The organism is Pseudomonas sp. rhizo25 (assembly GCF_031931935.1).
Lineage (GTDB): Bacteria > Pseudomonadota > Gammaproteobacteria > Pseudomonadales > Pseudomonadaceae > Aquipseudomonas > Aquipseudomonas synxantha.
The window spans coordinates 327,236-352,310 of the sequence record NZ_JAUJXA010000005.1 but is presented as its reverse complement, the minus strand read 5'-3'; the positions used below and the strand labels follow the sequence as shown (position 1 = coordinate 352,310).

At 60.7% G+C, this 25,075-nt stretch carries 26 protein-coding genes; 17 read left to right on the top strand and 9 right to left on the bottom strand.

Features of this window, described 5'->3' with window-relative positions; translation table 11 throughout:
• Positions 1 to 5 precede the first annotated feature (5 nt).
• The 7 genes from nuoJ (at position 6) to QZR30_RS13945 (ending at position 6,621) form a co-directional block, all read left to right on the top strand.
• Entirely contained in the window at positions 6 to 509 is a 504-nt protein-coding gene (gene nuoJ / locus QZR30_RS13975; protein ID WP_003174726.1) for an NADH-quinone oxidoreductase subunit J, read from the top strand.
• A 2-nt stretch (positions 510 to 511) separates the two neighbouring features.
• A complete protein-coding gene (gene nuoK, locus QZR30_RS13970) occupies positions 512 to 820 on the top strand; it encodes an NADH-quinone oxidoreductase subunit NuoK (protein ID WP_003174727.1) in 309 nt (102 codons plus the stop codon).
• Positions 817 to 2,670 (top strand): NADH-quinone oxidoreductase subunit L, encoded by a 1,854-nt coding sequence (nuoL, locus tag QZR30_RS13965; RefSeq protein WP_056846559.1) that lies wholly within the window; start codon positions 817 to 819, stop codon positions 2,668 to 2,670. Before nuoK ends, nuoL begins: the two co-directional genes overlap by 4 nt.
• A 55-nt stretch (positions 2,671 to 2,725) precedes the next feature.
• Positions 2,726 to 4,258: an NADH-quinone oxidoreductase subunit M gene (gene nuoM, locus QZR30_RS13960; RefSeq protein ID WP_034120261.1), complete on the top strand. Its 1,533-nt coding sequence runs from the start codon at positions 2,726 to 2,728 to the stop codon at positions 4,256 to 4,258.
• Positions 4,259 to 4,265: 7 nt separating this feature from the next.
• Positions 4,266 to 5,729, top strand: a complete 1,464-nt coding sequence (gene nuoN, locus QZR30_RS13955; protein ID WP_043046579.1) for an NADH-quinone oxidoreductase subunit NuoN — start codon at positions 4,266 to 4,268, stop codon at positions 5,727 to 5,729.
• A gap of 237 nt (positions 5,730 to 5,966) precedes the next feature.
• Positions 5,967 to 6,317, top strand: coding sequence for a toxin (locus tag QZR30_RS13950; RefSeq protein WP_046068644.1), 351 nt, complete (start codon positions 5,967 to 5,969; stop codon positions 6,315 to 6,317).
• The gene (locus QZR30_RS13945; RefSeq protein ID WP_014718915.1) at positions 6,307 to 6,621 is read left to right on the top strand and encodes a helix-turn-helix domain-containing protein; all 315 of its coding nucleotides are present in this window, start codon (positions 6,307 to 6,309) and stop codon (positions 6,619 to 6,621) included. The genes QZR30_RS13950 and QZR30_RS13945 overlap by 11 nt, the downstream gene beginning before the upstream one ends.
• Positions 6,622 to 6,680: 59 nt before the next feature.
• Here QZR30_RS13945 and QZR30_RS13940 read toward each other — a convergent pair whose 3' ends face one another.
• Positions 6,681 to 7,433, bottom strand: a complete 753-nt coding sequence (locus QZR30_RS13940; protein ID WP_046068645.1) for an outer membrane beta-barrel protein — start codon at positions 7,431 to 7,433, stop codon at positions 6,681 to 6,683.
• Between the two features lie 125 nt (positions 7,434 to 7,558).
• Positions 7,559 to 8,392: an arylamine N-acetyltransferase family protein gene (locus QZR30_RS13935; RefSeq protein WP_046068646.1), complete on the bottom strand. Its 834-nt coding sequence runs from the start codon at positions 8,390 to 8,392 to the stop codon at positions 7,559 to 7,561.
• Positions 8,393 to 8,510: 118 nt separating this feature from the next.
• Here QZR30_RS13935 and QZR30_RS13930 point away from each other — a divergent pair, with 118 nt between their 5' ends.
• Positions 8,511 to 8,747: a DUF6555 family protein gene (locus tag QZR30_RS13930; RefSeq protein ID WP_005789137.1), complete on the top strand. Its 237-nt coding sequence runs from the start codon at positions 8,511 to 8,513 to the stop codon at positions 8,745 to 8,747.
• Between the two features lie 30 nt (positions 8,748 to 8,777).
• On the opposite strand, the gene QZR30_RS13925 is transcribed toward QZR30_RS13930, so the two are convergent.
• Entirely contained in the window at positions 8,778 to 8,984 is a 207-nt protein-coding gene (locus tag QZR30_RS13925) for a DUF6021 family protein (protein WP_046068647.1), read from the bottom strand.
• Between the two features lie 12 nt (positions 8,985 to 8,996).
• The gene (locus QZR30_RS13920) at positions 8,997 to 9,176 is read right to left on the bottom strand and encodes a hypothetical protein (RefSeq protein WP_046068648.1); all 180 of its coding nucleotides are present in this window, start codon (positions 9,174 to 9,176) and stop codon (positions 8,997 to 8,999) included.
• A gap of 114 nt (positions 9,177 to 9,290) precedes the next feature.
• Between QZR30_RS13920 and QZR30_RS13915 the strand changes: the two genes are divergently transcribed.
• On the top strand, positions 9,291 to 9,812 hold the full coding sequence (locus QZR30_RS13915; RefSeq protein WP_046068649.1) for a DUF3087 family protein: 522 nt from the start codon (positions 9,291 to 9,293) through the stop codon (positions 9,810 to 9,812).
• Between the two features lie 7 nt (positions 9,813 to 9,819).
• Here QZR30_RS13915 and QZR30_RS13910 read toward each other — a convergent pair whose 3' ends face one another.
• Together QZR30_RS13910 and QZR30_RS13905 are read right to left on the bottom strand one after the other, a co-directional pair.
• Positions 9,820 to 10,950, bottom strand: coding sequence for an MFS transporter (locus QZR30_RS13910; RefSeq protein WP_046068650.1), 1,131 nt, complete (start codon positions 10,948 to 10,950; stop codon positions 9,820 to 9,822).
• Between the two features lie 82 nt (positions 10,951 to 11,032).
• Entirely contained in the window at positions 11,033 to 11,893 is an 861-nt protein-coding gene (locus QZR30_RS13905) for a Dyp-type peroxidase (RefSeq protein WP_311903442.1), read from the bottom strand.
• A 138-nt stretch (positions 11,894 to 12,031) separates the two neighbouring features.
• Here QZR30_RS13905 and QZR30_RS13900 point away from each other — a divergent pair, with 138 nt between their 5' ends.
• Together QZR30_RS13900 and QZR30_RS13895 are read left to right on the top strand one after the other, a co-directional pair.
• Positions 12,032 to 13,648 carry an NADP-dependent glyceraldehyde-3-phosphate dehydrogenase gene (locus QZR30_RS13900; protein ID WP_046068652.1) on the top strand — a complete coding sequence of 539 codons (1,617 nt, stop codon included), beginning with the start codon at positions 12,032 to 12,034 and terminating at the stop codon, positions 13,646 to 13,648.
• A gap of 105 nt (positions 13,649 to 13,753) precedes the next feature.
• Positions 13,754 to 14,815, top strand: a complete 1,062-nt coding sequence (locus QZR30_RS13895; protein ID WP_059397933.1) for an FUSC family protein — start codon at positions 13,754 to 13,756, stop codon at positions 14,813 to 14,815.
• A gap of 234 nt (positions 14,816 to 15,049) precedes the next feature.
• Here the strand turns inward: QZR30_RS13895 and QZR30_RS13890 are convergent, their stop codons facing one another.
• Positions 15,050 to 15,781 carry a TetR/AcrR family transcriptional regulator gene (locus tag QZR30_RS13890; RefSeq protein WP_046068654.1) on the bottom strand — a complete coding sequence of 244 codons (732 nt, stop codon included), beginning with the start codon at positions 15,779 to 15,781 and terminating at the stop codon, positions 15,050 to 15,052.
• 356 nt (positions 15,782 to 16,137) lie between these two features.
• Between QZR30_RS13890 and QZR30_RS13885 the strand changes: the two genes are divergently transcribed.
• From QZR30_RS13885 to QZR30_RS13870, 4 genes are read left to right on the top strand one after another with little or no spacing between them, the layout of a single operon-like run.
• On the top strand, positions 16,138 to 16,845 hold the full coding sequence (locus QZR30_RS13885; protein WP_068967406.1) for an ABC transporter ATP-binding protein: 708 nt from the start codon (positions 16,138 to 16,140) through the stop codon (positions 16,843 to 16,845).
• Positions 16,842 to 18,041, top strand: a complete 1,200-nt coding sequence (locus QZR30_RS13880; RefSeq protein ID WP_059397931.1) for an ABC transporter permease — start codon at positions 16,842 to 16,844, stop codon at positions 18,039 to 18,041. Before QZR30_RS13885 ends, QZR30_RS13880 begins: the two co-directional genes overlap by 4 nt.
• Complete coding sequence (locus QZR30_RS13875) at positions 18,034 to 19,512, top strand: TolC family protein (RefSeq protein ID WP_046068657.1); 1,479 nt, start codon at positions 18,034 to 18,036, stop codon at positions 19,510 to 19,512. Before QZR30_RS13880 ends, QZR30_RS13875 begins: the two co-directional genes overlap by 8 nt.
• Positions 19,502 to 20,755, top strand: a complete 1,254-nt coding sequence (locus QZR30_RS13870) for an efflux RND transporter periplasmic adaptor subunit (protein WP_311903439.1) — start codon at positions 19,502 to 19,504, stop codon at positions 20,753 to 20,755. Before QZR30_RS13875 ends, QZR30_RS13870 begins: the two co-directional genes overlap by 11 nt.
• On the opposite strand, the gene QZR30_RS13865 is transcribed toward QZR30_RS13870, so the two are convergent.
• Positions 20,747 to 22,174, bottom strand: coding sequence for an FAD/NAD(P)-binding protein (locus tag QZR30_RS13865; protein WP_274354892.1), 1,428 nt, complete (start codon positions 22,172 to 22,174; stop codon positions 20,747 to 20,749). The genes QZR30_RS13870 and QZR30_RS13865 overlap by 9 nt on opposite strands.
• Positions 22,175 to 22,289: 115 nt before the next feature.
• Here QZR30_RS13865 and QZR30_RS13860 point away from each other — a divergent pair, with 115 nt between their 5' ends.
• Complete coding sequence (locus QZR30_RS13860; protein WP_046068660.1) at positions 22,290 to 23,195, top strand: hypothetical protein; 906 nt, start codon at positions 22,290 to 22,292, stop codon at positions 23,193 to 23,195.
• Positions 23,196 to 23,442: 247 nt separating this feature from the next.
• On the opposite strand, the gene QZR30_RS13855 is transcribed toward QZR30_RS13860, so the two are convergent.
• Positions 23,443 to 24,006, bottom strand: a complete 564-nt coding sequence (locus tag QZR30_RS13855; RefSeq protein ID WP_046068661.1) for a helix-turn-helix domain-containing protein — start codon at positions 24,004 to 24,006, stop codon at positions 23,443 to 23,445.
• Between the two features lie 93 nt (positions 24,007 to 24,099).
• Here QZR30_RS13855 and QZR30_RS13850 point away from each other — a divergent pair, with 93 nt between their 5' ends.
• Positions 24,100 to 25,029 carry a DMT family transporter gene (locus QZR30_RS13850; RefSeq protein WP_059397929.1) on the top strand — a complete coding sequence of 310 codons (930 nt, stop codon included), beginning with the start codon at positions 24,100 to 24,102 and terminating at the stop codon, positions 25,027 to 25,029.
• The last annotated feature ends 46 nt before the right edge of the window (positions 25,030 to 25,075 follow it).

Genomic DNA, 25,075 nt, shown 5'->3' with positions numbered 1-25,075 from the left:
GAAAGATGGAATTCGCTTTCTATTTCGCATCGGGTATTGCAGTGGTGTCCACGCTTCGCGTGATCACCAACACCAACCCCGTGCACGCCCTGCTCTACCTGATCATTTCGCTGATCGCCGTGGCCATGACCTTTTTCAGCCTCGGCGCACCGTTCGCCGGTGTACTGGAAGTGATCGCCTACGCCGGCGCCATCATGGTGCTGTTCGTGTTTGTGGTGATGATGCTCAACCTCGGGCCGGCTTCGGTCGCCCAGGAACGCGTCTGGCTCAAGCCCGGCATCTGGCTCGGCCCGGTTGTCCTCGCAGCGCTGCTGCTGGGTGAACTGCTGTATGTGCTGTTCGCTCACCAGAGCGGCCAGGCCATCGGCCACACCACCGTAGACGCGAAAGCCGTGGGCATCAGCCTGTTCGGCCCGTACCTGCTGGTGGTCGAACTGGCTTCGATGCTGCTGCTCGCCGCAGCCATCACCGCCTTCCACTTGGGCCGCAACGAAGCCAAGGAGCAATGACGATGCCTGCTATCCCTTTGGAGCATGGTCTGGCGGTCGCCGGCATCCTGTTCTGCCTTGGCCTGGTCGGCCTGATGGTGCGCCGTAACATTCTGTTCGTGTTGATGAGCCTGGAAATCATGATGAACGCCGCGGCACTGGCGTTCATCGTTGCCGGTGCACGTTGGGGCCAGCCGGATGGACAAGTGATGTTCATCTTGGTGATCAGCCTGGCAGCCGCCGAGGCCAGTATCGGCCTGGCGATCCTGCTGCAACTGTATCGTCGCTTCCACACGCTTGATATCGACGCTGCCAGTGAGATGCGCGGATGAACATGATCTTTCTGACTTTCGTATTCCCCCTGATCGGTTTCCTGCTGCTGTCGTTCTCTCGCGGCCGCTGGTCGGAAAACCTCTCGGCCCTGATCGGCGTGGGCTCCATTGGCCTGTCGGCCATCGTGGCTGCCTACGTCATCTGGCAATTCAACGTTGCACCGCCCGAAGGCGGTCACTACACCCTGGTACTGTGGCAGTGGATGTCGGTGGAGGGCTTCAAGCCCAACTTCGCCCTCTACGTCGACGGACTGTCGATCACCATGCTCGGCGTGGTGGTGGGTGTAGGCTTCCTGATCCACCTGTTCGCGTCCTGGTACATGCGCGGTGAAGCCGGTTACTCGCGCTTCTTCTCGTACACCAACCTGTTTATCGCCAGCATGCTGTTCCTGGTGCTGGGCGATAACCTGTTGTTCCTGTACTTCGGCTGGGAAGGCGTGGGCCTGTGCTCGTACCTGCTGATCGGTTTCTACTACAGCAACCGCAACAACGGTAACGCGGCACTCAAGGCCTTTATCGTCACCCGCATCGGCGACGTGTTCATGGCCATCGGCCTGTTCATCCTGTTCCAACAGGTGGGCACGCTGAACATCCAGGAGCTGCTGGTGCTGGCACCGCAGAAATTCCAGGTCGGCGACTTCTGGATCACCCTGGCGACCCTGATGCTGCTGGGCGGCGCCGTGGGTAAATCCGCGCAACTGCCGCTGCAAACCTGGCTCGCGGATGCGATGGCCGGCCCGACCCCGGTTTCGGCACTGATCCACGCCGCAACCATGGTGACCGCCGGTGTCTACCTGATCGCCCGTACCCACGGCCTGTTCACCCTGGCGCCGGATATCCTGCATCTTGTCGGCATCGTCGGCGGGGTGACCCTGGTACTGGCCGGCTTCGCCGCGCTGGTGCAGACCGACATCAAGCGTATCCTCGCCTACTCGACCATGAGCCAGATCGGCTACATGTTCCTGGCCCTGGGCGTTGGTGCCTGGGACGCGGCGATCTTCCACCTGATGACCCACGCGTTCTTCAAGGCCCTGCTGTTCCTTGCCTCCGGTGCGGTGATCGTGGCCTGCCACCACGAGCAGAACATCTTCAAGATGGGCGGCCTGTGGAAGAAACTGCCACTAGCCTACGCCAGCTTCATCGTCGGTGGTGCAGCCCTGGCCGCCCTGCCGCTGGTGACCGCCGGTTTCTACTCCAAGGATGAAATCCTCTGGGAAGCCTTTGCCAGCGGTAACCAGAACCTGCTGTACGCAGGCCTGGTGGGTGCATTCATGACCTCGCTGTACACCTTCCGCCTGATCTTCATCACCTTCCACGGTGAAGCCAAGACCGAAGCGCACGCAGGCCACGGCATCTCCCACTGGCTGCCACTGTCGGTGCTGATCATCCTGTCGACCTTCATCGGCGCCATGATCACTCCACCACTGGCCGGTGTATTGCCAGAAAGCGTCGGCCATGCCGGCGGCGCAGACAAGCACAGCCTGGAAATCGCCTCGGGCGCCATCGCCATCGCTGGTATCCTGCTGGCCGCCCTGCTGTTCCTCGGCAAGCGTCGCTTCGTGACCGCCGTGGCCAACAGTGGCATCGGGCGCTTCCTGTCGGCCTGGTGGTTCGCTGCCTGGGGCTTCGATTGGATCTACGACAAACTGTTCGTCAAGCCATACCTCGCCATCAGCCATGTACTGCGCAAAGACCCGCTCGACCAGACCATCGGTTTGATCCCGCGCGCCGCCAAGGCTGGTCACACAGCCCTGAGCCGCAGCGAGACTGGCCAACTGCGTTGGTATGCAGCATCCATGGCGGCGGGTGCCGTGCTGGTGATCGGCGCCATCGTCGTGGTAGCGGTCTGACTATGTTTAAGTGCACTGCGTACTTTGCGAACTTGCGAAAGGAAACGAGCCCGTCATGATTCTGCCCTGGCTAATCCTGATCCCCTTTATCGGCGGCCTGCTCTGCTGGATGGGTGAACGCTTCGGCGCCACCCTGCCCCGCTGGATTGCGTTGCTGACCATGTCCCTGGAACTCGCACTCGGCCTCTGGCTGTGGGCCCATGGCGACTATTCATTTGCTCCGGCACCGGGTGTCGATCCGACCTTCGCGCTTGAATTCAAGCACGTGTGGATCCAGCGCTTCGGCATCAACGTGCACCTGGCTCTCGACGGCTTGTCGCTGTTGATGATCCTGCTGACCGGCCTGCTGGGTATCCTCTCGGTACTCTGCTCCTGGAAAGAGATCCAGCGTCACGTGGGCTTCTTCCACCTGAACCTGATGTGGATCCTGGGCGGCGTTGTCGGCGTGTTCCTGGCGCTGGACCTGTTCATGTTCTTCTTCTTCTGGGAAATGATGCTGGTGCCGATGTACTTCCTCATCGCGCTCTGGGGTCACAGTTCTTCGGACGGCAAGAAAACCCGGATCTACGCGGCGACCAAGTTCTTCATCTTCACCCAGGCTTCCGGCCTGATCATGTTGGTGGCGATCCTGGGCCTGGTCCTGGTCAACTTCAACAGCACCGGCGTGATTACGTTCAACTACGCCGACCTGTTGAAAACCAAGATGTCGCTGACCACCGAGTACATCCTGATGCTCGGCTTCTTCATCGCCTTCGCGGTGAAGCTGCCGGTGGTGCCGTTCCACTCCTGGTTGCCTGACGCCCACGCCCAGGCGCCGACTGCCGGTTCCGTGGACCTGGCTGGTATCCTGCTGAAGACGGCGGCCTACGGCCTGTTACGTTTCGCCCTGCCGCTGTTCCCGAATGCCTCGGCCGAGTTTGCGCCGATCGCCATGACCCTGGGTCTGATCGGGATCTTCTACGGTGCGTTCCTGGCCTTCGCGCAAACCGACATCAAGCGCCTGATTGCCTTCTCGTCCGTTTCCCACATGGGTTTCGTACTGATCGGCATCTACTCCGGCAGCCAGCTGGCGCTGCAAGGCGCGGTGATCCAGATGTTGGCCCACGGTGTTTCGGCGGCTGCCCTGTTTATCCTCAGTGGTCAGCTGTACGAACGCCTGCACACCCGTGACATGCGTGAGATGGGTGGCGTGTGGTCGCGCATCGCATACCTGCCGGCGATCAGCCTGTTCTTCGCCGCGGCGTCTCTGGGCTTGCCGGGTACCGGTAACTTCATCGGCGAGTTCCTGATCCTGATGGGGGCCTTCGTGCAGACGCCATGGATCAGCGCCATCGCCACGTCCGGCCTGGTGTTCGGTTCGGTCTACTCGCTGATCATGATCCACCGCGCGTACTTCGGCCCGGCCAAGTCGGACACCGTTTTGCACGGTATGGATGCCCGCGAACTGATCATGGTGCTCGGCCTTGCGGTATTGCTGATCTTCATTGGCGTGTACCCGCAACCGTTCCTGGACACTTCTGCCGCAACGATGCATGGCGTGCAGCAGTGGTTCGGCACCGCCTTCTCCCAACTCGCTTCGGCCCGGTAAGAGCGCTATGGAATTCACGATCCAACACTTTATCGCGCTTGCGCCGCTGTTGATCACCAGCCTCACCATTGTGGTGGTGATGCTGGCGATCGCCTGGCGCCGCAATCACTCGCAAACGTTCCTGCTGTCCTGTGCCGGTTTGAACCTGGCCCTGCTGTCGATCATCCCGGCCCTCAAGGTCGCGCCATTGGCGGTCACGCCTTTGATGATGGTCGATGACTTCGCGCTGCTGTATATCGCCCTGATCCTGGTGGCGACCCTGGCGTGCGTGACCCTCGCCCACGCCTACCTCGGCGAAGGCGGCACCGGTTACCCAGGTAACAAGGAAGAGTTGTACCTGCTGATCCTGCTGGCTGCGGCCGGTGGTATCGTGCTGGTCAGCGCGCAGCACCTGGCCGGCTTGTTCATCGGCCTGGAACTGCTGTCGATCCCGACCTACGGCCTGGTGGCCTACGCCTTCTTCAACAAGCGCTCCCTGGAAGCCGGCATCAAGTACATGGTGCTGTCGGCCGCTGGTTCCGCGTTCCTGTTGTTCGGCATGGCCCTGCTCTACGCCGAAGCCGGCAGCCTGAGCTTCACCGGTATCGGCCAGGCCCTGGCCGCCACCAACAGCCCGGCGCCGATTGCCCAGCTGGGCCTGGCGATGATGCTGATTGGCCTGGCGTTCAAGCTGTCGCTGGTACCCTTCCACCTGTGGACCCCGGACGTGTACGAAGGCGCCCCGGCGCCGGTGGCCGCGTTCCTGGCGACTGCGTCGAAGGTGGCGGTGTTTGCGGTGATGGTGCGTCTGTTCCAGATCTCGCCTGCCGCCAACACCGGCGTGCTGAGCAACGTGCTGACCGTAATCGCCATTGCGTCGATCCTGTTCGGTAACCTGCTGGCCCTGACTCAAAACAACCTCAAGCGTCTGCTGGGTTACTCGTCCATCGCCCACTTCGGCTACCTGCTGATCGCCCTGGTGGCGAGCAAGGGCCTGGCCGTGGAAGCCATTGGCGTGTACCTGGTCACCTACGTGATCACCAGCCTCGGCGCCTTCGGTGTGATCACGCTAATGTCTTCGCCTTACAAAGGCCGTGACGCCGACGCCCTGTACGAATACCGCGGCCTGTTCTGGCGCCGTCCGTACCTGACTGCCGTGCTGACCGTAATGATGCTGTCCCTGGCCGGTATCCCGCTGACTGCGGGCTTTATCGGCAAGTTCTACATTGTCGCCACGGGTGTCGAAGCCCACGAGTGGTGGCTGGTAGCATCCCTGGTATTGGGCAGCGCCATCGGCGTGTTCTACTACCTGCGCGTGATGGTCACCCTCTACCTGATCGAGCCCAACCTGCGCCGTGTGGATGCCGAGTTGCATTGGGAACAGAAGGCAGGCGGCGTGATGCTGCTGGCCATCGCCCTGCTCGCGTTCTTCCTGGGCGTGTACCCACAACCGTTGCTCACCTTGGTGCAGCATGCGGTGCTGGGGGTTTGATCGCTTAGGTTGATGCAGTCAACAGAACGGCGCCTTTGGGCGCCGTTTTGCGTTTCCCAGGATCTGCTTTTCCCCTCCCCTGCTCGCTGAATTTTCCTCCTCGATCTGCCTCTTCATCCGGCATCTACCCGATGAAGCCGGCCGTATGGTGTTTGCGTTTTAAGAAAGTTCCCACAGCGCGGTCACTTGACCTAACGCGGGTGGGCCACCAAACTCTACGCAGGCTACGTACAGAACATGGATGCTCTATTTATCGAACTGCCGGCATTCGAGCGGCATCGCAAGGACTATCTGAGTGAGGAGCTTTTCCAGGGTTTTCAACAGGAGTTAATGAAAAACCCCGAAGCAGGAGATGTGATCGAAGGAACGGGCGGGTTGAGAAAGGTTCGCTTCGTTGATGAACGGCGAAACAAAGGCAAGCGTGGTGGCCTGCGAGTCATTTACTACTGGTGGTCAGGCGGCACGCAATTCTGGTTATTCACCTTGTACGGCAAGCACGAACATAGCGACCTGACACCCCACCACAAGAAAGCTCTTAAACACATGCTGGACAGGGAAATCAAAGCGAGAACACATCATGAAACGTGACATCTTTTCCGAACTGGTCGAAGGCTTCGACGCCCTGGCCGATGAGCGCCAGGGTAAAATCACCCTGCGCAACCACAAGGTCCACCTCAACAAGCTGGCGCCGCTCACCGCTGATGAGGTGATCGCCGTGCGCCAGCAACTCAACCTTTCCCGGTCGGTATTCGCCATGTACCTGCGTACCAACACCCGCACCCTGGAGAACTGGGAACAAGGCCGGGCCAAGCCCAACGCCCAGGCCGTCACCCTGATCCGTCTGGTAGCGCGTTTTCCTGAAACCGTGGCGCAACTTGCCGCATTGGGCTGACCTGCGAAAGCCAAAAAAAACGCCCCGATTATCGAGGCGTTTTTTGCAGTACAACAGCGTCAGAATGCAATACCGACCTTGAAGCCGTATTCGTCACGCTTGAGCTTGGTGTTGTCGGCCACATAGGAGTCGTCGTCGAGCTTGTACTCGGTGCGGGTGTAGTACAGGCCCGCCATCACTGGCAGGTCGCCCTTCTGGTTCATCAGCAGGCTGACTTCGGCATAGGGGTTGGTGCGGTCCTTGAGGTCCACGCTGTCGCTGCCAACGCCGTCTACCTTGAGTTTGGCACGGCCATCGATGGTGTGACGGGCGCCGGCTTCAACGCGCAGGGTCATGTCATCGAACTGGTGGTTGTAGCCCAGCGCAGCCTTGGCAAACGGCGACTTGTTGGTCAGTTTCATGTCGTAGCCATTGGTGTCCGGCTCATAGCGGGTCCAGGTGTAGCCACCGCCCACGATCACGTCGACAAAGTTGCGCGCATCCAGCGCGGCACGCCAGCCGAGGTCGAGGTCGGCCTGGCCTTCCTTGAGCTTGTTATCGCTCTTTTCGCCGTACTTGGCTTCGATACCGGCCTGGTAGATAAAACCGGACTCGGCAGTGAGCTTGTTGCCGAAGTTATAGAACAGGCCGGCTTCAGGCATGTGGTCTTTGTCGCTTTGGCTACCGCCTTCGAGTTTGAAGTCGTTGTAGCTGCCGAGGATCCCGAAGGTGGAAATCGGGTCGGTGGAAGGTGCAGCGAACACCACGCCAGGCGCAGCCACCAGGGCCAGCAACGAGGTGTTCTTGAGGAATTTTCCGAATAGTTTGGACATCGTTTTACATCTCCATTTTAAGGTGGGCAAAGTATTCAGGAATCGGTTCGAACCTTGGCGTTTGCAAAAAGTTCGAACTGATTTGCACCAAAAAGGAGAAAAAACGGTTCAGCGAAGGCTCTATCTCAATATTCTTCAGGATTCATACAGATAAGGCGCTCCACGGCTTCGCTAAGTTGAGGCTGATCCGGCAGCCGAATGCCGAAGGTGTCGCGCAATAGCCCCAGCAATTCATCGGCAGTCCGAAGCGTGCGCTTTTCACTGGGCCGATCCAGGTAATGGAGCGCATAGTGGGCGTTGGCTAAGGTATGACGTTTACCGGGTGCCAGCAGTGCGGCCTTCAACTGCCCCACAAACGGCGACCCCGGGTGCGTGGAGACGTACCAATTGCCGATTTCGTAGTCGATGTCTGCCTGGACTTGCAGATCGAACACATACAGGCCGCGCCACTCTTCGCCGACCTGGGCCCAGAGCGTGTAGCTGCCCTGATTGAAGGTCAGGCGATAGGGCTCGTGGGCAGTGGCCTGGGGTGCGTCGGTGTCCAGTTGCAACGGGCTGCTGGGTACCATGCCGCCAAAGCCGACGTCGGTGATGTAGCGCACCCCTTCAAGCGTCACCAGGCTCAGGCGGTGGGTGCGCCCGGTGTGGGCGTCCGGTGGCCCGCCAATTACCACGCGACCGGTGATGCCGCGGGCTTCGAAGCCCAGTTCCTGCAGCAGGGCCAGGAACAACTGGTTCAACTCGTAGCAATAACCACCGCGGCCCTGGTGCAGCACCTTGTGCTCGACGCTGGGCAGGTCGATCGGCACCGGCGCGTACATCAGCGTCGACAGATTTTCAAAGGCAAAGGTGCACACATGGCGCAGTTGCAAGTCCTGCAGGGTTTGCAAGGTGGGGGGTGGCGGCGAATCGTAGCCCAGGCGTTTCAAATAGAGATGACTATGAGTGAGTTCAGGCATGGCGCGGTCCTTGGCACGAGGCGGAGCGTCACTATGCCGCGCCCCCGCACACGTTGTCATTTTGAATGAACCTTTTTGAACACTGGCCTATCCATCTATAACAAGACAGGGAGGCAACATGAGTACCGCAAAAATCTACACCATCCACTATCAGCTACACGGTAAACCCAAGTCTTTCGTGGTGCGCGCCGAAGTGATGAACAACGCCGAGGCATGGCATTGGGCGGCCGTTGATGCCGACATTGCACATGTCAGCCGCATCGGCCGCGTGGGTCACGAGCAGGTGAAAAAAACCACCCGGCCCTGGGCGGAAAAGTATGGCATCACCGACGTCAGCTGGACCCCGCCCAAATAAACAAAGCCCCGCACGACGGCGGGGCTCGGTTCACTTTTTCAAGTCGCCCAACGGATCGTAGGGCGGCTTTTTTTTCGCCTCTTCCTTAGCCTTTTTGTCTTTGTCCAACGGCGCGATGGCCGGGCCTATCGGATCGACCTGCGGGTCTGCCACATCCGGCGAGTCCGGGTCAAAGCCCAGCTCATCCTTGCCGCTGGCATGTTCATTGGAGTGGGGGCCATCGGTACGCTTGTTCATCAGGTTCTCCTGTTAAAGCGGGCGAGCTTTGTCGTGGAGGTTTTCCAGGTCTTCTTCGACGCGCTCGACATCATCGTCCGGGCCACGCTCTTTCGGGTCATTGGGGCGCAACGCATCGTTGTCGCGCTCTTCTTCACCGGGCGTGCGGTTCGGGTCGGGTGTACCAGGTGGTGGCTGTTTGTGTTCGGACATGACGGCTTACCTCATGGGGGCTTCACAAATTTAGAGAAACTGCCCGTGGCTATCGTTCAACTTCATTGCTGCAAGCATGAGAAGATGGCAGCCCTTTCTGGAGACCTTCCTCGGATGTTCGAGCTCAAACCCTGCGACCCCGTCACCTACCGTCAACAGACCCGCCGCAGCACGCTGATCGTCGCCGTGCTGTTCCTGGCCCTGGCCATGCTGCTGTCGAGCCTGGCGGTGATGCTGTTCGGCGAGCCCGGAGGCGACAACTTTCGCTTCAATGTCGGCGGCGTATTTGCCGGGGTGTTGATTACTGTCGCGCTGGTGCGTGGCCCGTTCTGGACCCAGCCCTGGCTGGCGCCGGCTGTATACGGTTGGCAGCTCAAACGCAGCCTGATGAGTGTGACCAATGTAATGCACAAGGTCACCGAGCGGGTCCAGGCCAACGACCCGGCGGCCATCAAGTTATTGCGCTTCTATCACTTGGGGCTGACGCAGATGCATGAGCTGGACGCCAACTCCAGCGCCCAGGCGCAACTGGTCGGCGAGATCGAGGCTCATAAGACAAAGATGGAGGCTCTGGGGATCGATACCGACCAAACCCGGCTCGATCCCACATGGCTGCAAAGCCTGAAAAGCGCTTAACGTAACGTCAGTGGGCGACCTTGGCCCGCCAGCAGAACAGCGCGCTCACGACAATTGCTGCGCCAGCCAGGCCAAACACCCAAGGCGCAGCGGCCACCGGCAGCAACAGGCCCGCCAGCAGCGGCCCGAGGCCTGCGCCGATATCGCGCCATACGGCGTTGGACGCTAATGCCGATACGCGCATGGCACCTGGGTTGCGCTCGGCCACCAGCGTGGTCACCAGTGGCAGTTGCAGGGCACGCAGCACCAGCACCGCCGCCGCGCCGACGATCACCCAATGACTGCCGAACGCGGCCAGGGCCAGGGCGCTCAAGAACGAAAACAGCAGTAACATCGACGTGGCCCCGAAGCGCTGGGCCGCACGCCCGCCCAATGGGCTCAACAGCAATTCCGACAGGTAGCGCAGGCCCATCAAGCCACCGGCGATCAGCACCGCATCACCGCCCATGATTTTCTGTGCCTGGAGTGACAGGCCAAAGATAAACAAGCCGTCCAGCGCCACGCCTTCGATAAACGACCACAGCGCCACACTGTCCGGCCACTTGAAGCGGCGCCCCGGAGTGCTGTGCAAATCATGACCGCTGGTGGGCAAGCCGCGGGCGAGCCACAGCCCCACCAGGCAGCAACCGGCGAGCATCAGAAAGATCGGGCGCGGCCCTGCCCATAACGTCAACAGCCCGCCCAGGGGCAAGGCCAGCATCGGCCCGAAGGCGATCAATGCCCGCGAACGCCCTGCCCTGCGGGCCGCGCCCTCCGGCTCGGAAGTCGCCAGTACTTGGGTCGACAGGTTCAACGCGGCAAAACACAGGCCCCAGACCAACCGCAGGCCCAGCAGCGCAGCGAACCCGGACAGCACCGAATTGCCCAGCGCGCACAGCGCTGCGGCACCGGCGGCGATCATGCAGGTCAGGCGGTCGCCGTTACGCGCATAGAAATTCAGTACATGCCGGTAGCCAAAGATCCGTACCAGGCGGTTGGCGGCCAACAGCACGCCGGCCTGGGCCAGGGTGACGCCGAACGCCTCGGACTCCATTGGCAGCAACAGATAGAGCAACACATCGCTGGGCAGGCAAAACCCCAGGGTCAAGGCGGCGCGGCGCGAGGTGCTATCGGCAGTGCGTTGAGTGAGGCTGGGCATAAAGCTGAAACATTCAGAAATATTCAGACCGCCACACTAGCGTTGCCGCCATGTGTTTTTCAAGGACGCAGGTGCAGAAGCGTTAAAAAACCAAACTCAGGTCCAGGCGCCCTTCCCTGACCGGCGGGCACCAGTAGTAACCACCGGTCAGTGGCTTACTGATGCGATACAGACCATCAACAATCCCATCCTCCAACCCGATCATACGTCGAAGCTGCGCCTCGAACGCATCGAAGGAATGCCCGAAAGCAAGAAACATCAAACCCGCCTGGCCGTTCTCGGCCCAGGGCATGGAACGGCGGACCACGAAGGCCTCCGGGGTGAAACTTTCCTGGGCCGTGCGCTTGGTATGGGCGGACTCGGGAGCGTCATCCAGCTCTTCGTTGTCGCCATGGCGGCGGCCGATGATGTGGTCACGCTCCTGGGCCGGCAATGCGGCGAAACCGTCGAGGTCGTGCTGCCATTGCTGGATCGCGGCGAAGCTGGCGCCGCTATCGGTCAAGGCGGCTGTCACGGCGGCATCGTCATGGGGGTTTTCGGTGCCGTCTTCGTAATCGGTCAGGTCAAAACCGGTCTTGTAGCGGAAGCCTTCGGTCGATTGCACCAGGCGAAAAGCCGGGGCCAGGGCTTTTTCTAGTGTGCGGCTGCGCAGCAGCAACTCGCCGCGATCCACTCCGTGCAACCATACCCACAACGCCTGCTGGGTCGACGGGTTATGTGCACCGGGGCCGCTGACCACGGGGAATGTACGCAAGCCTTCAATCTCAGCACCCAGGGCCTTTACCAGCGGCTCACCGAAACCGACCACGGCCGCCGCATCCGTCCACTGCACCAGTGCGTCCAGGGCAGCAGGCACGGCTTGCAGGGAATCGAGGGCAAAAAACAGATGGCGGGCCTGCAAAGGCACCGGGGCGGCAAGAATGCCCGGCTGGTACTGACTCATGTGAACTCCTTCTGAAAAGCCGCGCAGTTTACCCGGCGCACGCGACACTGCGAACAAGAATGCGCGTAAGCCTTGCCTTGGAGCTGCCAGTTGGGTGACTCTCTAGTCATGTTTTGCAACTATTCCAGGGGTAGCGACATGACCACCAGCAACCTGCTTGCCCAACTGTTTCCCACGTCCGTTGCCCAGATTCCCGAGCAATTTCGCCTGGCGGCGCCCATTGAGCAGCGTGATTACCTGGTCGATGGCCAACTGCGGGTGTGGGACGGCCCTCTCGCCCGCGTGCAAAGCCCCGTGCAACTGGGCGATGAACGCGTGCATATCGGCAGCACGCCGCTGCTGGATGCCGATACCGCCCTCACCGCCCTGGATGCCGCCGTGCGCGCCTATGACCGTGGCCAGGGTGAATGGCCGACGATGCGCGTGGCAGAGCGCATCCAGCATGTCGAAGCCTTCTTGCGGCGCATGCGCGAACAGCGCGACGCGGTAGTCAAGCTGCTGATGTGGGAAATCGGCAAGAACCTCAAGGACTCGCAGAAAGAATTCGACCGCACCTGCGACTACATCACCGACACCATCAACGCCCTCAAGGAACTCGACCGCCGCAGCAGCCGTTTCGAGCTTGAACAGGACACCCTCGGGCAAATTCGTCGAGTGCCCCTGGGCGTGGCTCTGTGCATGGGGCCTTACAACTACCCGTTGAACGAGACCTTCACCACACTGATCCCGGCGCTGATCATGGGCAACACGGTGGTGTTCAAACCGGCCAAGCTCGGCGTGTTGCTGATCCGCCCATTGCTGGAGGCATTCCGCGACAGCTTCCCGGCCGGGGTGATCAACGTGATCTACGGCAGCGGCCGCGAAACCGTAAGCGCGCTGATGGCCAGCGGCAAGATCGATATCTTTGCGTTTATCGGCACCAACAAGGCCGCCAGCGATTTGAAAAAGCTGCACCCCAAACCGCATCGTTTGCGTGCTGCGCTGGGGCTGGATGCAAAAAACCCGGGGATCGTGCTGCCCGAAGTGGACCTGGACAACGCGGTGAGTGAAGCAGTCACCGGCTCGCTGTCGTTCAACGGCCAGCGTTGCACCGCGCTGAAAATTTTGTTTGTGCACGCGGATGTGGTCGACAGCTTTATCGAGAAGTTCAATGCCAAGCTAGCCACCCTCAAGCCCGGCATGCCTTGGGACGATGGCGTAGCGCTGACACCGCTGCCGGAAGTGGGCAAGGTGGATTACCTCAATGAACTGGTGGCCGATGCGGCCCGGCACGGTGCCAAGGTCGTCAATGCCGAAGGTGGCAGCAGCCGTGGTTCGTTCTTCTACCCGGCGGTGCTGTACCCGGTGAACCCGCAGATGCGCGTGTACCACGAAGAGCAATTCGGCCCGGTGGTGCCGATCGTGCCCTACCGCGACCTGGAAACCGTGATCGACTACGTGCTGGACTCGGATTTCGGCCAGCAGTTGAGTATCTTCGGCACCGACCCCGTCGCCGTCGGGCGCCTGGTGGACACCTTCGCCAACCAGGTCGGCCGCATCAATATCAACGCCCAATGCCAACGCGGGCCGGATACCTTCCCGTTCAATGGGCGCAAGAACTCGGCCGAGGGCACGCTGTCGGTACATGACGCCCTGCGCGTGTTCTCGATCCGCACCCTGGTGGCGACCAAGTTCCAGGAGAGCAATAAGGCGTTGGTCAGCGAGATCCTGCGTAACCGTGACTCGAGCTTCCTGACCACTGACTACATTTTCTAAGCACTCCTCGGTTCAACAATGTGAGAGGGTCGGTGCGACGATTCGACTTGCCCCCTCCCACAATGGACCGAGTCAGCCCTGACGATTGAGGCTCTTTTAATACCGATGAACCTGCCCTTCTTTGCCCGGCGCCTGCTGCGCCCCCTGCTCGACCCGTACCGCCGCTATCGTCACGCCAAACTGATCCACGCCGTGCGCGTGTCCATCGGCTTGCTGGCGACGATCCTGTTGACCACCGGTCTCAACCTGCCCCACGGCGAATGGGCGTCGGTGACCATGCTGGTGGTGATCGGCGGGTTGCAGCACCACGGCAATATCGGCAAGAAAGCCGTGGAGCGCGCCTACGGCACGCTGATCGGTGCCAGTGTCGGTTTGCTGCTGGTGGTGCAGGAAGCCTACGTCGGCCAGCCATTGCTGACCTACCTGCTGATGTCGGCGATTTGCGGATTCTTTTCCTACCACGCCATCGGCAAAGGCGGGTATACCGCGCTGCTGTCGGCGATTACCGTATTTATCGTCGCGGGGCACGGTGACAATCCGCTGTCGGACGGGCTGTGGCGCACCGTAGACATCCTCATCGGCATCGCCTTGGCCCTGGCGTTTTCCTTCGCCCTGCCGCTGTACGCCGTGTATTCGTGGCGTTACAACCTGGCCAGTGCGCTGCGTGATTGCGCGCAGATCTACAGCCGGATCATCAATGGTCAATCGGTGACCGATGATGAACACCTCAAGTTGCTCAACCGCCTGAATGCAGCAATGTTGCAACTGCGCTCATTGATGCCGTCGGTGTCCAAGGAAGTGCGGATTTCCATGACCGAGTTGGACGCGATCCAGCGCCACCTGCGCATGTGCATCAGCACCCTGGAGATTCTCGGCAATACCCGGCCCGATCCTCGCGATGAGCAGGCGACGGCGCGCATGCAGGTAATGTTGAAGGCTGAGCATCGGCAAATCAGGGTGCAGTTGGTGGGGATGGCGCGGGCGTTGAAGTCGGGGGTGACGGAGCGGTTGGAACGCAACGGCCAGGCCAGCGGTGGTGAGTCCACATTGGATGCACCCGTCTACAGCGCACTGGATGGATATCGGTTATTGACCCTGCAATTGGCCGCGAATGTGGATGCAATGCGTCAACGCTTGGCCAAAAGCGCTGGCCGGTGGAAGATCTGAACGTATGGGGAGTTGATCTGATTACCAGGATCAACACATTCACACTTTCTCTTACATATTTTTCACGATTTGTTCACATCCCAAGACGTAGGGTGAAGCCTCATCCGTTACAAACGTTGTACATCAAGCCCGCCGCCCCAGCGGGCTTTTTTTTGCCTGCTTTTTGGCGCTAAAAACGGCCAGCTCCTTGTAAGAACGAGCTTGCTCGCTTCTACAAGGAGTTTCGGATTGGCTTCAGCGTGTCGCTTGCTCGCGAATGGCCCGCTGGGTATCCAGCACCTTGGCCAACGCCGTCTCAGCCTCAGCACTCTGCTGTGGCACGCGAATCGCCGCTGACACCAAGGTAATCAACTTGGCCATCACCTCCGCATCCGTGGCCGGGCGGCCCAGGCTCATGGAGTTCATCAGCAGGCGCAATTCGGTACCCGCCATAACCCCGGAAATTGCCTTGAGCGCAAATTGCAGGCGCACGCCCAGCTCATTGCGCGGCAGATCCGGCAAGGCCAGGGCGAAGGCTTCGAAGAAGCGCTGGAACACCGGCTGGTAATGCACCTTGAGGTATTCCTGGATAAACGGCGAAGTGTCGCTGTAGACCCGCCCCAGGAAACGGATGAACGAGCGCCCTTCCCCACTGGCCGGGTCGCTGCGTTCCAGGCCCATGGCCGGGGCGAACAGCACGCCGAGCAGGGTGTCGCAATCCAGCGGGCCGTCGGATTCGGCTTCGCAGCGGGCGAGCAATTCCAGGCGCTGCTCGTTGAGCGGCTCCAGGCGTTGCATCAGCAGGGTTTTCATCAGGGAGTCCTTGTCCCCGAAGTGATAGTTCACCGCGGCCAGGTTGACCTGGGCACGCTCGGTAATCTGACGTAACAAAACGGCGTCGTAGCCGTACTTGATGAAGAGTGCCTCTGTCGCATCCAGCAATCGAGTCTTGGTAACGTTTGGAGCGCTGAGTTTCTTCGCGGCCATAAGGGTTCCACGGCGGAAATATTGTTTTAAAAAATAATTTGATTTTTTATACCGGGGTGGTCCGTTGAAAGCAAGTAGTGACACTCCGCCATATCACTGAAAGCCTGTATAACCGGGCTGTACAGTCATGCCAAAAGGAATTTAGCCAGCCCGAGACCCTCAGTCGAGAAAACGTTTCATAGGGTAAAACCGCTCTACATCCACGGCTGGCGAAGCGTAAGGAACGCGGTTACTATTCAAACAATATTTTAAAAACAAGAAATAAAACCAGTCCGTGACGCGTACAGACAGCTCCCGAACTTGTTACAAGGATTTTCCGGGAGCACGCCGACACCGTCGAGACTGCAGGCGTAGTCATGATGACAGACACTCCCTCGCACCCAGGCTTGATCTCCCTGCAAGGCATCGGCAAGCGCTATCAGCTGGCCGGGCAGGAATTGAGCATTCTCAATGACGTGTGCCTGTCCATCGCAAGCGGTGACAGCTGCGGCATCCTGGGTGCCTCCGGCTCCGGCAAAAGCACCCTGCTCAATATCCTCGGCCTGTTGGACCTGCCGAATTGCGGCCAGTACCACTTTGCCGGCCACGACATTTTCACTGCCACCCCCGATGAGCTGGCGGCGATCCGCAACCGGCAGATCGGTTTCGTGTTCCAGAGCTTCAACCTGCTGCCGCGCCTCAGCGCCCTGGACAACGTTGCCCTGCCCTTGAGTTATCGCGGTGTGTCGCGGCATGAATCGGTGGAGCAAGCCCAGCGCATGCTCGAGCAAGTAGGCTTGGCCGAGCGCGCCCACCACCGCCCTGCCGACCTTTCCGGAGGCCAGCGCCAGCGCGTCGCCATAGCCCGCGCCCTAGTGGGCCAGCCCTCAGTGATCTTGGCCGACGAACCCACCGGCAACCTCGACAGTACCACCGCCCAGGAGATCATGGACCTGCTGCTGACCCTCAACCGTGAGCAACAGGTCACGCTGATCATCGTCACCCATGACGCGCACATCGCCGAGCGCCTGGAGCGCAAGATCCTGGTGCGCAATGGCGTGGTGCACGAGGCCGATCGCCGATGAGCCTGCGGGTCGAGCAGAGCCTGAGCCACCTGCTGCATGAAGCGTTCATCAGCCTGCGCACCCTGGGTAAGCGTTCGATCCTGGCGTTGCTGGGCATCGTCATCGGCAGTTCCTCGGTGGTGGCGCTGATCAATATCGGCCACAACGCGGCGGTGGACGCGGCGATGATTTTCAAGGACATGGGCACCGATACCCTGATCGCCCAGTTCCCGCCCAAGGGCAGCAGCAATGTGCCGATGCGCACCCGGCTCGACCTCGATAGCGTGCGCCTGGCGGTGCCGGGCATTGCGCATATCGGCGCCCTCAGCCTGTTCAGCGGGCCCGTCGTGTTCCATGGCCGCACCACCAATGCCAACCTGGTCGGCAGCACCCCGGATATCTACGCGGCCATGCGCCTGGTCATGCGCGAGGGGCGTTTCCTGTCAGCCTTCGACGCCAACGAAACCTACGCCGTGATCGGTGACCAACTCGCCCAGGCCCTCGGAGCACCGGGTGACCCACTGAGGCTGGGCGATCGCGTGCGCATCAACGACTATCTGTTCCTGGTTGTCGGCATTCTGCACAACCAGCCCCGGGCCATGCTGATGCCGGTGCAAGCCAACGAATCGCTGTTTATTCCCGCCGAGGGTATGCGCCGCATCTATGCCAGCCCGCAGATCAGCAATGTGATCATCCGTGCGACGCCGGGGCAGGACATGGAACGTATTGCCCGAGACGCTAGCGCTGCGTTGCAACCCCAGCTCACCGAGCATGACGTCGACATCATCGTGCCCCAGCAGATGATCGACGGCATGACGCGCCAAAGCCGCACATTCGCCTATCTGCTGCTGGCCCTCGGCGCGATCTCCCTGGTGGGCGGCGGCGTCGGGGTAATGAACGTGATGCTGATGAACGTCTCGGAGCGCCGCCGCGAGATCGGCATTCGCATGGCCCTGGGCGCGCGCCAGCGAGATATTCGTAACCTGTTCCTGCTCGAAGCCGTCACCCTCACCGCCGTGGGTGCGCTTTGCGGTGCGGTATTGGGCATGACCGCTGCGTGGCTGTATGCCTGGCTGTCGGGCTGGGCATTCGCCCTGGCGGTGGCCGCCCTGCCCCTGGGGGTGGGCAGTACCTTGCTGGTCGGCTTGTTCTTCGGCATCTATCCGGCGGTCTCGGCCTCGCGGTTGCAACCGGTGGAGGCCCTGCGCGATGAGTAAATGGTTGTGGTTGCTGGCGCTGATCAGCCTGCCCGGCGTGGCCGCCGAGGTGGTCGTCAAGCCATCGGCACCCAGCAGCACGCGCAGCGCCTATGACCGCGGCGTGTCGCTCAATGCCCAGGTCACCACCATGACCCTGGGCGACGCCGTGTACCTGGGCCTGCGCAACAACCCGGCGATCCGCAGCGCCTATCTGCAACGGGTGGCGCAGAAGTTCGACTTGCGCGTCGCCGAAGACGTGTTCAACCCCAAGCTCACCCTCAACAGTAATTACCGCACCAGCCGGGGCTCCCAGGACAACGCCCGCAATGCCAGTGTGGCGCCGACCAGCAGCCTGCTCGGCGAATACGGCACGCGCCTGAGCATGGCCTGGACCCAGCAGTTGAATAACGCCAACCGCGCCGGACGCTACCGCAGCGACGGCCTCGACCTGGCGATCATCCAACCGCTGATGCGCGGGGCCGGCTGGGACGCCACCACCGCGCCGCTGCGCCTGTCGCGCCTGGCCGAGCAGGCCAACCGCCTGAACCTCAAGGCCACCGTGGCGCAGACCATCAGCCAGATCATTGCCACCTACCGCGAACTCCTCCGCGCCCAAGAGCAACTGGTGATCGTCCAGGAAGCCCTCAAGCGTTCCAACACCTTGCTGGACGTCAACAAAGCGCTGATCAGCGCAGGGCGCATGGCCGAGTTCGAGATCGTGCAGACCGAAGCCGATATCGCCACCCAGCAATTGGGCGTGGAAGAAGCCCAGAACCAACTGGACACCAACCGCCTGGCCTTGCTGCGCCTGTTGGCCCTGGACCTGTCCACGCCGATTCGCGCCACCGAAGCCCTGGAGGCCAACCCCATGGAAATCGACAAGCGCCAAGCCTTCAACCTGGCGCAGAACCAGCAGCCGGAATACCTCGCCGCCCTGCTGGGCAGCCAGCAGGCCGATCTCAACCTGGTCATCGCCAAGGACTCCGGGCGCTGGCAGGTGGACTTGGTGGCCGGCGCCAACCAGGTGCGTGACGCCTACGACAACGACAACGGCCACACCAATAACCGCACCTGGGACAGCTACGCCGGCGTGCAGGTGCAGATCCCCATTGGCGACATCAGCACACGCCAGGCCGAAGTCCGCGCGCGGGTAAATGTGGAGGATCAGGAAATCCGCATTACCGACGCCCGCCAGGAGCTGGAGCGCAACGTCAACAACGTGGTGCGTGACCTCGGCACCCGCTGGCGCCAATATGAGATTTCCAAGCGCGCCGTGGAGTTGTCGCGGCGCAAGATCGAGATCGAGCGGGAAAAACTCAGTGCCGGGCGCTCCACCAACTTCCAGGTACTGAGCTTCGAGACCGATCTGCGCAACGCCGAAAACGCCCAGCTCAATGCGCTGATCGCTTATCTGAACGCCCAGACCCAGCTCGATCTGACCCTGGGCATGACGCTGGAAAGTTGGGAAATCGCCCTCAATGACTACTAATCAAAAACGCTGGCTGGCCGTCGTCTTGATCGTACTGCTGGCAGGCGCGGCAGTCAGCCTGCTCAACCAACGCAGCAGCGTCGAGCAGGCCAGCACCGCCGAGCAATGGCTGACGGTAAAACCCGACCCGCTGGTGCACCAGATCGGCCTGGTGGGCAAGATCGAGCCCGACAACACCGTCACCCTCACGGCGCCGTTCGACGGCAATGTGCTGGCCAATCTGGTCGAGCAAGGCCAACGTGTCGAAGCCGGCCAGGTGCTGTTGCGCATGGACCCGGCCACCCTTGAAGTGCAACTGCGCGACGCCCTCTCCGCCCAACTCAAGGCCCGGCGCGCGGTACAGGAAATGCAGGACTGGGACAGCAGCCCCGCGGTGAGCCGCGCTCGCCGCAGTTTGCGCACCGCTGAAATGACCGCCGGCAATACCCAGCGCAAACTCACCGAGAGCGAAAACCTGTTCAAGCGCGGGATTATTCCGCGCAACGAACTGGACGATCTCAAGCAGCAAACCCAACAGCAGCAACTCGACCTGGCAGCGGCGCGCAGTGAACTGCAACAGGCCCAGGACCAAGGCAGAGGCGAATACCGACAGATCGCCGAGATGGAGCTGACTAATGCCACGGTGAAGTACCAAGCCCTGCAAAAACTCCTTGAAGGCAAGGAGGTCAAGGCGCCGTTCTCCGGCATCGTGGTGCCCGCACCCGGCAGCACCAGCACCGCCCAAGGAGGCGCCAGCAACAACGCGCCGGTACAGGCGGGGAGCAAGGTCAGCCAGGGTCAGGTGCTGTTCGGGCTGGCCAATATCGAACGGCTGAAAATCGTCGCTAAGGTATCCGAACTGGACATCAACCAGTTGCACCAGGGCCAGGCGGTGGAAGTGATGGGCGATGGCTTCGACGGCGAACGGCTGACCGGCTCGGTCAGCGTGGTCAGTGGCTTGGCCATCGCCAGCGACAACCAGGGCAGCGCGCAGTTTCCGGTGACCCTGTCGATCCCGAAGCTGACACCACAGCAGTTGCAACGGGTGCGTCTGGGCATGAGTGCGCGGCTGACCATCGTCACCTACAACAATGACCATGCGATCGTGATTCCCAGCCAGGCGATCCAGGCAGATATGACGGTGGAGTACCGACCAGCGATGGACAAACCGGTGGAGCGGGTGAAGGTCACCACCGGGCAATCGACGCCGCAGGGGGTTGAGGTGTTTGGGTTGAAGCCAGGTTTTGTGAAAACCTCAAACTAAACGCAGATCTAAATGTGCGAGCTTGGTTGCCAGTGCCTTGGCCTGGAGCGCCACGTCGGTCACCGCCGTACTCTCCCACCACATGCCCCGCAACGGCGGGCCCATGGCAAACAGTCGCTGGCTGGCCTGGCCCTGGGCATCCAGCACCGCGCCGGCCGCATCCGCCGCAATCCCCAAGGCCAATGGCCCGGGCTGGACCAGCCCGCGCTTGAGCAGTTGTTGTGGCAACGGCCGGGCCACGCGGCGCCAGTCGTATTCGATGCCGCTGGAGTTGATCAGCGCCGCGCCCGAAACCCGGGTGAGCCCTTGCTCGCCACGATGGCGCACCGCAATGGCGACGCCCTCATCCGACGGCACTAAACCCTTGAACGACGCTGCGCGAATCCGCAACCGTCCTTCTTCCTGCAAACGGGCCACCAACTGCGCACTCAACGGTGGCGAGCGGTGGTGATGGCTTTCCCACCATGGCCGCACATGCCGCACGAACTGGCGTTTCTCGCGCTCACTGGCCTGGCTCCATAAACGTGCGATATGCACACGTACGGTGTCCAGCGGCGCCTGCCAATCGATGCCTTGGTCGAGTGCGATGCGGCATTGGCGGCGCACCTCCCGCAGCAATTGCCGCGGGCTACGCAGGCGGTGGTCGGCGGCCAGGAAGTCGTCCCAACCCGGCGGTTGCCGGCGCACATGGGGCAACAGGCCGTGGCGCGAAAAAATCTCGACGGGCCCGCGATGCCCGGCCTGTTCCAGGGACACCACGGCGTCGACCATGGTCAACCCGGAGCCGATGATCAGCACCGTTGATTGTGGGTCGAGTTGGGTCATCGCTTGCACGTCCCATGGGTCCAATGCGGCAGCGTTCAGCCCCGTGGACTCGGTCTGTGGGGTGCGCGCAGCCGGGAACATGCCGGTGGCCAATACCGCAAAAGCCCCATGCAGTTGCTCGCCAGTATCGAGGGTAACCCGCGTCGACGTTGCCTCGACTTGCAGGTCGACCCCTTCAGCACGGATATGCTCGACTGTCGAAGTGGATAGCGCCTTGGCCTCGGCCAGGCGCTGTTGCACATACAGTCCGAAAATGCCCCGCGGCGGGAACAGTTCGCTGACCGGCACGTGCTGCTGGTCCGACTCCGGCCACCCACCGCCAGCGATGTAGTCGGTGAGCCATTGAGTCAGGTCGTCGGCATTGTCCGGGTCGACGCTCATGCGCGCCGCATTACCGTTCAAGGTATGACCCAGCTCGACTGCGCTATAGGCCTCGCCGCGCCCCAGCTCAGCACGCGGTTCAATCACCAGGATGCGCCGCGTGCCCGCCAGGCGCAGCAGTTGCACGGCGAGCATCGTACCGCTCAGGCCGCCGCCGATGATCAGCACATCGGCGTTGTGGACTTGCATCTCACTTTGTTGCGCCCAGGCCATAGTGACTCCCACTGTCAAAACCCCATGAGTTATACCTGTTACTTTTGACAGTATACGCAGCCCAATTCAACCCATAGCCTATTCATCGTGCCCCTCCTTCCAAAGGAAACATCAAATGAATAAGCCCAATCACTCCAAAGCCAAACTTATTTCGGGAACCTGCACCGCCGTCGTGGAGGGCGATGCCGACTTGAAACGCTTTGAAGGCCCTCCGATTCACTTCTACCTGGATGAAGATCGCAACCGATGGTTCATATCAGCCCTCACCGAGCCCGTGCCGTTTGAATATCACCAACAAATCGAGCTGATTTTACCCAACGAGGGCCATGTCATAGAAAAAACTTATGAGATCGTCAAAGAATGGGGCGCGCAAGGAAAAGCCAATGCTTCATGGGTGAAAAGGACTTCTCATACCTTCCAACCTTATACTGCCTCTGGCGGAAGTGTGAAGGTTACTTTGGATCCCGCCAAGGAGACAGTACACCTCATTTTCAACTTTAAAGCGGAACATGGTACACGAGTCGTCACCCTTACAAAGGGTGATATGAAAGTTAAAGGCACAACGAAACGCCGCATGACCAACGCAACAGGTTCAGTGACCTGCGATATCAGTGATGCCATCAACCGCAACTATCGGTCGATGGAGACTGCGCTCACTACCCAGCCTGCGTCAGGTAGTTTTCCAGCCCATATCAGCGTATGGTCACGAGAGTTTGTCCCAGCGCCTGATCCGAATCCGTTTGACTACCGAGTAGTCTTCAACTTTGCAGAGGCACTTGTACCGGGCACTTATAACTTCAGTCCGGATAACAGACAGGTGCGTGCATTTGTATTCGACCTCAATCGAAACGTCGCCTGGCCAAGCGACAGCGGTACGATTACGCTGACCTCAATGCCTAACTTTGAAACATTAGAGGGCCCGCTGTCAGGGGTCTACCACTTTACCGGTACAGCAACACTTACAGATGGCACTAAACTACGGATAGAAGTCAAAAATGGGAAACTCAACATCGAAAAATAGACCCACTGTTGTTTCCAGCCCCGTAAGTTTAAGTAGTTAGACTCGTGACGCACAAACCGTCGGCGCTGGTGAGCGCCTACGGTTTTAACTGTTCAGAAAGCGATTCAGGGTCTGACTTCATACTTTGCGACAGGGGATTGCACCTCGTAAGCAATTCAAGACTTACTGGCTGGCGAATGGAGTAACATGCGCTTTCAGGTTTGCCCTGCGGTGAAAACTAACAGATATAAACCATTTGATGGCCCGGTTAGATCACGACATTTCGAACAAATCGCACCGCCACATCACCCTCATTGCGATAGCCGTGGGATTGGCGGCTGGCGAACATATAGAACTCACCAGCCGCGACGATTTTTTCTTGATCGTCGAGAATCAGGGTCAATGCACCTTCATACACGAACAATTGCACACTCCAACCCTCCGGGTCCGGCTCGGGGCTGTAGCGATCCCCCGGCTCAAGGCGCATCTCCCATAATTCCACTTCGCGGCGGGCGTTGGCCTTGGCCAGCAACACCGCCTTGCTGCCGGGGATCTCACCGGCCCAGGCCAGCTCATTGATACGACTATGGTCAGGCGCATCCGGAGCCTGGATCAAGTCGCTGAATGCCACCTCCAGCGCTTCGGCCACACGGTCGAGGGTGGACAGGCTGACGTTCTTCTCCCCCGCTTCAATCGCTACCAGCATGCGCCGGCTGACCCCGGACTTTTCCGAGAGCGCAGTCTGGCTCAGGTCGGCGGCGTGACGCAGGCGACGGACGTTCTGGCTGACGTGTTGCAGGACCGAGGCCCGTTGTGGATTTTCTTTGTGCACTATATTGCTCAATCGGTGGGTGTGCGCAGTATACTGCCCAGCAGTGCGGCGCATTGTGCGGTCCGTGCTTTTCCCTTGCAAGACCGAGCCGCCATGACCGCCCCGAACTCCCCTTCGCGTTTCAACCGTTTCAGCAAGGCCGAATGCATCCTGGTGGTGATCACCATGTTTTGGGGCGGCACCTTTTTGCTGGTGCAGCACGCCATGACCGTCAGCGGGCCGATGTTTTTCGTCGGCCTGCGCTTTGCTGCGGCCGCCATCGTGGTGGGCTGTTTTTCCTTGCGCACCCTGCGCGATCTGACGCTGTTTGAGTTGAAAGCCGGAGTGTTTATCGGCGTGGCGATCATGTTTGGCTACGGTTTGCAGACCATTGGCTTGCAGACGATCCTGAGCAGCCAGTCGGCGTTTATCACTGCGCTGTATGTGCCCTTCGTGCCGTTACTGCAGTGGCTGGTACTGGGCAGGCGACCAGGCTTGATGCCAAGCATCGGCATCATGCTGGCGTTTGCCGGGTTGATGCTGCTGACAGGCCCTGCGGGCGCTTCGCTGGATTTCAGCGCCGGGGAAATCGCCACCTTGATCGGCGCGGTGGCGATTGCGGCCGAGATCATTCTGATCAGCGCATTTGCCGGGCAGGTGGACGTGCGCCGTGTGACGGTGGTGCAGCTGGCGACGGCGTCGGTATTGTCGTTCATGCTGGTGGTGCCGATGGGCGAGACGTTGCCGGGCTTTTCGTGGTTGCTGCTGTTCAGCGCGGTGGGCCTGGGCCTGACCAGTGCGGTGATCCAGGTGGCGATGAACTGGGCGCAGCAGAGCGTGTCACCCACCCGGGCCACCTTGATTTATGCCGGCGAGCCGGTGTGGGCCGGGGTGGTCGGGCGCATAGCCGGGGAGCGGTTCCCGCCGATTGCGATGCTGGGGGCAGTGTTGATTGTGGTGGCGGTGATTGTGAGTGAGTTGAAGACGCGGGGGCAGAAGGCCGTTGAATTGGCCGATGAGATGGAACAGGAACGCCAGGGTTGAGGTCCGAACTCCAGCGGCGTCCAACGGATAGCCATCGCGGGCAAGC